Origin of the sequence: Klebsiella sp. GN_Kp190 (genome assembly GCF_040061795.1) — a bacterium.
GTDB lineage: Bacteria > Pseudomonadota > Gammaproteobacteria > Enterobacterales > Enterobacteriaceae > Klebsiella > Klebsiella michiganensis.
This window is the reverse complement of the sequence record NZ_JBEAFN010000076.1, coordinates 74,792-81,249: the sequence shown is the minus strand read 5'-3', so window position 1 is coordinate 81,249 and position 6,458 is coordinate 74,792. Positions and strand designations below refer to the sequence as shown.

At 54.2% G+C, this 6,458-nt stretch carries 6 protein-coding genes; 4 read left to right on the top strand and 2 right to left on the bottom strand.

Features of this window, described 5'->3' with window-relative positions:
- The first annotated feature begins 208 nt into the window (after nucleotides 1–208).
- Nucleotides 209–1,012, top strand: coding sequence for a 2,5-didehydrogluconate reductase DkgB (dkgB, locus tag ABLU67_RS28090; protein WP_014837458.1), 804 nt, complete (start codon nucleotides 209–211; stop codon nucleotides 1,010–1,012).
- 32 nt (nucleotides 1,013–1,044) lie between these two features.
- Here dkgB and yafC read toward each other — a convergent pair whose 3' ends face one another.
- Nucleotides 1,045–1,947: a DNA-binding transcriptional regulator YafC gene (gene yafC, locus ABLU67_RS28085; protein ID WP_047724389.1), complete on the bottom strand. Its 903-nt coding sequence runs from the start codon at nucleotides 1,945–1,947 to the stop codon at nucleotides 1,045–1,047.
- Between the two features lie 104 nt (nucleotides 1,948–2,051).
- Between yafC and ABLU67_RS28080 the strand changes: the two genes are divergently transcribed.
- The 3 genes from ABLU67_RS28080 (at nucleotide 2,052) to ABLU67_RS28070 (ending at nucleotide 5,000) form a co-directional block, all read left to right on the top strand.
- Nucleotides 2,052–3,242: an MFS transporter gene (locus ABLU67_RS28080; RefSeq protein ID WP_014228021.1), complete on the top strand. Its 1,191-nt coding sequence runs from the start codon at nucleotides 2,052–2,054 to the stop codon at nucleotides 3,240–3,242.
- A gap of 105 nt (nucleotides 3,243–3,347) precedes the next feature.
- A complete protein-coding gene (locus tag ABLU67_RS28075) occupies nucleotides 3,348–4,145 on the top strand; it encodes an endonuclease/exonuclease/phosphatase family protein (protein WP_025108464.1) in 798 nt (265 codons plus the stop codon).
- Nucleotides 4,146–4,229: 84 nt separating this feature from the next.
- Complete coding sequence (locus ABLU67_RS28070) at nucleotides 4,230–5,000, top strand: class I SAM-dependent methyltransferase (protein ID WP_032750061.1); 771 nt, start codon at nucleotides 4,230–4,232, stop codon at nucleotides 4,998–5,000.
- Between the two features lie 57 nt (nucleotides 5,001–5,057).
- Here the strand turns inward: ABLU67_RS28070 and mltD are convergent, their stop codons facing one another.
- The gene (mltD, locus tag ABLU67_RS28065) at nucleotides 5,058–6,425 is read right to left on the bottom strand and encodes a murein transglycosylase D (RefSeq protein ID WP_004129156.1); all 1,368 of its coding nucleotides are present in this window, start codon (nucleotides 6,423–6,425) and stop codon (nucleotides 5,058–5,060) included.
- Nucleotides 6,426–6,458: the final 33 nt, after the last annotated feature.

Genomic DNA, 6,458 nt, shown 5'->3' with positions numbered 1-6,458 from the left:
CTGTCACGCAGGGGGTCGCGGGTTCGAGTCCCGTCCGTTCCGCCACTTATTAAAAGCCCTGAGCATTTGCTCAGGGCTTTTTCTTTGCCTGTCGCTTTATTATTGCTTTTTTAGCAAAAATCCTCTGCGTTTAGCGCTCTTTTTCTCAATCCTCTCGTTGGTCATAATTACCCTCGTTAACCGATATGAATGAATAAAGAGGAAAATCATGACAATCCCTGCATTTGGCCTTGGGACCTTCCGTCTGAAAGATGACGTGGTTATTGCATCTGTAAAAACGGCGCTTGAGCTGGGCTATCGCACCATTGATACCGCGCAAATCTATGATAATGAAGCTGCTGTGGGTCAGGCTATTGCTGAAAGCGGCGTTGCGCGCGATGAACTGTTCATCACCACCAAGATCTGGATTGAAAATCTCAGCAAAGACAAGCTGATCGCCAGCCTGAAAGAGAGCCTGCTGAAGCTGCGGACTGACTATGTCGACCTGACGTTAATCCACTGGCCGTCGCCAAACGATGCCGTTGCCGTCGAAGAGTTTATGGCCGCGCTGCTGGAAGCGAAAAAGCAGGGGTTGACCCGTCAGATTGGTATTTCTAACTTCACCATTCCGCTGATGGAGCGGGCAATTGCCGCCGTTGGCGCAGAGAATATTGCAACCAACCAGGTTGAACTCTCTCCGTACCTGCAGAACCGCAAAGTGGTTGATTGGGCGCGTGAACACGGTATTCATATCACCTCTTACATGACGCTGGCCTACGGTAAGGCACTGAAAGATGAAGTGATTGCACGTATTGCGACGAAACATAATGCCACGCCGGCACAGGTTATCCTGGCCTGGGCAATGGGCGAAGGTTATGCGGTAATTCCGTCTTCGACGCGGCGCGAAAACCTGGCAAGCAACCTTAAAGCTCAGGATCTGCAGCTTGATGAAGACGATCGCCAGGCGATCGCCGCCCTGGACTGCAACGATCGTCTGGTTAGCCCGGACGGTCTGGCGCCTGAATGGGACTAATCTAATCCCCCTCTGTACTCTATACAACCCTCTTACAGCTCCTTCGGGAGCTGTTTTACATGTTCGCTAAGAAAGTCGATAAAGGCTCTGATCCGCGTGCTTACGGCTCTGTCGCTGTAGTAAACCGCGCTAAACGGCATTTCAACCGGCAGCCGTTTATCAGCCAGCAGCTCGACAAACGCCCCTTCAGCAATTTCCTTATCCACCATATAGTCCGACAGACAGGCGATTCCGTTACCGGCCAGGCACAGCTGCTTGAGCGTTTCTCCGCTATTGGAAGATATCTCGCTTTCGATTTCCAGCAGCTGGCCATCGCAGCAGGAGACTGGCCAGGTATTCAATGAAGCAGGTTCGCTAAAACCGAGGCATTGATGATTTTTTAGCTCAGCGACGCTTTGCGGCGTTCCATGGCGAGCGAGATAGTCCGGTGAAGCGATTATTTTGCGGTAGCTATTAAACAATGGCCTGGCGCGCAGGCTGGAATCGGTCAGCGTGCCGGCGCGGATCGCGACGTCAACTTTCCGCTCAATCAGATTGATAAAGGTTTCGGACGAGACCAGCGTAAGGCTCATCTCTGGATAACGCTCGCGGAAGGGTTTTATCAACGGCATCAGAAAATGCAGTATCACCGGCGTCGCGGCATCAACCCGTAATAGTCCTCTTGGCGTCGTACGACTCTCCAGAAGTTCATTTTCGGCAGCGGCCATCTCCTGAAGCACAACCTGCATGCGACGGAAATAACGCTCTCCTTCTTCGGTCAGGCTTAGCTGACGGGTCGTACGGTTAAGCAGGCTCACGCCGAGCTTTGATTCCAGCTTTTTCACCGCCCGGCTGACGGCGGAATTGGCCTGACCTAGCTGTTCCGCTGCGCGGCTAAAGCTGCCGCTCTCGACCACGGCGACAAAAATGGCGATTTCTTCTGAGGTAGCTCTCATTATTGCACCTGTGGCAAAATTCTATTGATACTTTGGCTATTTTTGTTATTAAAGCATCTCTTCATACTACGTGTCATCTTAATCATGTTGATACGGAGTACATTATGCCGCTGGCGCTACTTGCCTTAACTATCGGTGCCTTTGCTATTGGCACGACCGAATTTGTCATTGTGGGCCTGGTGCCCACCATTGCAGAACAACTCGCTATTTCGCTACCCTCAGCGGGGCTGTTGGTTTCTATCTACGCGCTCGGCGTGGCGATTGGCGCCCCGGTGCTCACCGCGCTGACCGGGCGTATGCCGCGTAAGCAACTGCTGCTGGCGTTAATGGCGCTGTTTACCGCCGGTAACCTGCTGGCCTGGCAGGCGCCGGGTTATGAAACTCTGGTTCTGGCACGCCTGCTGACGGGACTGGCGCACGGGGTATTCTTTTCGATCGGATCGACAATTGCGACCAGCCTGGTCCCGAAAGAGAAAGCGGCTTCGGCGATTGCGATTATGTTTGGCGGTCTGACCGTTGCGCTGGTGACCGGCGTACCATTGGGCACCTTTATCGGCCAACACTTTGGCTGGCGCGAGACGTTCCTTGCCGTGTCGATCCTTGGCGTAATCGCGTTAATGAGCAGCCTTATCCTGGTGCCGAATAACATTCCCGGTCGTGTCAGCGCCGGTTTACGCGCCCAGCTCCAGGTTCTGACTCATCCCCGTTTACTGATAATCTATGCCATTACGGCTTTGGGATATGGCGGCGTATTCACCGCTTTTACCTTCCTGGCGCCGATGATGCAGGATCTTGCCGGATTTAGCCCGGCGGCCGTTAGCTGGATCCTCCTGGGCTACGGTGTTTCTGTAGCGGTGGGCAACGTATGGGGCGGAAAGCTGGCGGATAAGCATGGCGCCGTGCCCGCGCTGAAGCTGATTTTTGCCGCCCTGGTTGCTTTACTGCTGATCTTTCAGTTTACGGCCAGCATTCAGTATGCGGCGCTGGCGACGGTACTGGTGATGGGCATCTTCGCATTCGGTAACGTTCCGGGTCTGCAGGTATACGTTGTGCAGAAAGCGGAGCAGTATACTCCAGGCGCGGTTGACGTTGCCTCAGGCCTGAATATTGCCGCCTTTAACATCGGGATTGCCTTAGGATCGGTGATTGGCGGGCAGACGGTAGAACATTATGGTCTGGATCAGACGCCCTGGATTGGCGCGCTGATAGTTCTGGTCGCGCTGTTGCTGGTGGTTCTTAGCGGCCGGCTAGATAAGCCTCAGCGCTGTGCTACGGTTCTTTCCGTAGAAGGATAAAGGTTTCTGGCAAATTGCATTGAAAGTGTATACAAAAATCCCTATAACAGAAGGACCAGCTGCAGTCTCGGGCTGGTTTCCTGTTATCGAGGTTTGATGCCTAAATTGCGAAAGAATACCTATGCCATGCGCTACGTCGCCGGACAACCCGCGGAGAGAATCTTACCTCCGGGGTCGTTTGCTGGCATGACTCCGGCTTTTCCGGCCGGGGTACCGTTAAGTTCGGATGAGAAAATCCGCGTGCTGGTGTGGAACATTTTCAAACAGCAGCGCGCCGAGTGGAAATCCGTGCTTAATAATTTCGGTAAAGATGCGCACCTGGTGTTATTACAGGAAGCGCAAACCACGCCTGAGTTAGTGAAATTCGCCACCTCCAATTATCTGGCCGCTGACCAGGTTCCGGCACTGGTACTTCCGCAGCATCCTTCCGGCGTGATGACGTTAGCTTCCGCCCACCCCATTTACTGCTGCCCACTGCGCGAGCGCGAGCCTATCCTGCGGCTGGCAAAGTCAGCGTTGGTCACCGTTTACCCGTTACCGGATACCCGGCTGCTGATGGTGGTGAATATCCACGCGGTCAACTTTAGTCTTGGCGTGGATGTCTACAGCAAGCAGCTGCTGCCGATTGGCGACCAGATTGCCCATCACAGCGGGCCGGTGATAATGGCGGGTGACTTTAACGCCTGGAGTCGTCCGCGAATGAACGCTTTGTATCGCTTTGCGCGTGAAATGTCGCTGCGCGAAGTCCGCTTCTCTGACGATCAGCGCCGCCGTACTTTTGGCCGCCCGCTTGATTTTGTGTTCTACCGGGGGTTAAGCGTGCACGATGCTTCCGTGCTGGTGACCCGCGCGTCCGACCACAACCCGCTACTAGTTGAATTCAGTCCCGGCAAGCCTGATTAATTAAGGTATGTCAGGCCTGCCATGGGGCAGGCCTGCGTATGCATGGTGCTGCCTTTATTACTCAAAAAACCGAAGGACAATGCAATGACAACACGCTCTCATCATGACAACGTCGAAAAACAGTTTGGCTCACAGGCCAGCGCCTACCTGAGCAGTGCCGTACACGCTTCAGGGCGCGATCTGCAGCGCCTGGCCGAACGGCTGGCGGACTTCCCTCAGGCCCACGTGCTGGATATGGGATGCGGTGCCGGACACGCCAGCTTTGCGGCGGCGGGGCAGGTTGCCCAGGTAACGGCATATGATTTATCCAGCCAGATGCTGGAGGTGGTGGCTCAGGCCGCAAGGGATAAAGGTTTTGCTAACATTGCCACGCAGCAGGGCTATGCCGAATCTTTGCCTTTCGCTGATGCCAGCTTTGATGTCGCGATCAGCCGTTATTCTGCGCATCACTGGCATGATGTCGGCCAGGCATTGCGTGAAGTGAAGCGGGTGCTGAAACCGGGCGGAGTGATGATTATTATGGATGTGATGTCGCCCGGCCATCCTGTTCGCGACGTCTGGCTGCAGACGGTTGAGGCGCTGCGCGATACCTCCCATGTTCGCAACTACTCCAGCGGCGAATGGCTGGCAATGGCGAGTGAGGCCGGTTTGGTGATAAATCATCTGTTGACCGATCGCCTGCCTCTGGAGTTCAGCTCTTGGGTCGCGCGGATGCGGACGCCAGCGGCGCTGACGGAAGCGATTCGTTTATACCAGGAGAGCGCATCGGCGGAGGTCAAAGCCTATTTTGCATTGCAGCAGGATGGTTCTTTCACCAGCGATACGATTATGTTTGAGGCCCATAAGGCCATCTAACGCAGAGATAAAACAAAAGGCACCGCATGGGTGCCTTTTTTAATGCCTGCTGAATCATCAGGATTCCGGTCTGTCGCTGTTTTTCACAAACAGCGTCAGCTGATCGCCAGGTTTCAGGTTGCCGGTATCGCTGTTCCAGCGCATCACATCGCGAATGTTCACGCCATGGCGTTTCGCAATGCTCGACAAAGAGTCGCCCTTACGCACGCGATAGGTAATGCTATCGCTATTGTTTGCCAGACGTTCAGCGCTGCTGCCTGCGCCAATCACCAGATTCTGACCGACCTTCAGGTTAGAACCGCGAATACCGTTCCACTGCTGCAGATCTTTCGTTGATACGCCGAGACGCGATGCAATACCGGAGATGGTGTCACCGGAGCGCACCTGGTAGCTGCGGCTGGTCAACGGCTTGTTATCAGCCAGCAGCGTCGGCTGCACGGCGGCAATATCACCGGAGGCCAAAGACTCACGCAGCTGCGCCGCATGCTTCTGCGGTACCAGTACGTAATTCGGCCCGTTCGCGCCCAGAGTCGACCCCTTAACGCCTGCATTGAACGTTTTCAGCTTGCTGACGGGCATTCCTGCCATATCCGCTAGCTGTGAAATCTCAACCGGACTGTCGAGACGTACACGCGCCAGGGCACGGCTTTCGTCTGCTGTCGGCAACCTTACGCCATACCGCTTGCTGTTCTTGAGAATATCGCTCAGGGCCAGCATTTTTGGTACGTATATTTTGGTTTCCTGTGGTAATGACAGCGACCAGAAATCGGTGGGTTTACCCCGTGATTTGTTCGCTTTGATAGCCTTCATTACCCGACCTTCGCCGCTGTTATAGGCAGCGACGGTTAACAACCAGTCGCCGTCGAACATTTTGTTCAGACGTTGCATCATGTTTAACGCTGCCGTGGTTGAGGCAACGATGTCACGACGCGCATCGTAACTGCGGGTCTGTTTCAAACCATAATTGCGCCCGGTGCTCGGAATGATCTGCCAAATGCCTGCGGCATTGGCGCCAGACGTTGCGTGCGGGTCAAAAGCGCTCTCCACTATGGGTAGTAATACCAGTTCCATTGGCATGTTACGTTTCTTAACTTGCCCGGCTATCCAGTACATATACGGCTCTGCCCGTAAAGTTACATCGTGGAGATAGCTCTTATTTCTTAAGTACTTCTGTTTTTGTTCGCGAATCCGGACGTTTTCCGGAATTCCCATCTTTAGCTCGTCGCCTATTGAAGTCCACAGATCCTGGTCTTGCGCGTAGAAGGTTCCATCATCTAACCAGCGCGCTCGACTTGTGAACTTGCTTGCTTCCCCTTGACTCGCTGCAGAAAGGCTCTGTGCGTGCTGTTGTACGGTGCCATCGTTCTTAGACGCCTGGCACCCCACCAGCAGGACAGAGGCGAGTAAAATCGCTCGTGCCTTCATGTGTGTGTCAATAGTTGCTTAAAAGACGAGCAA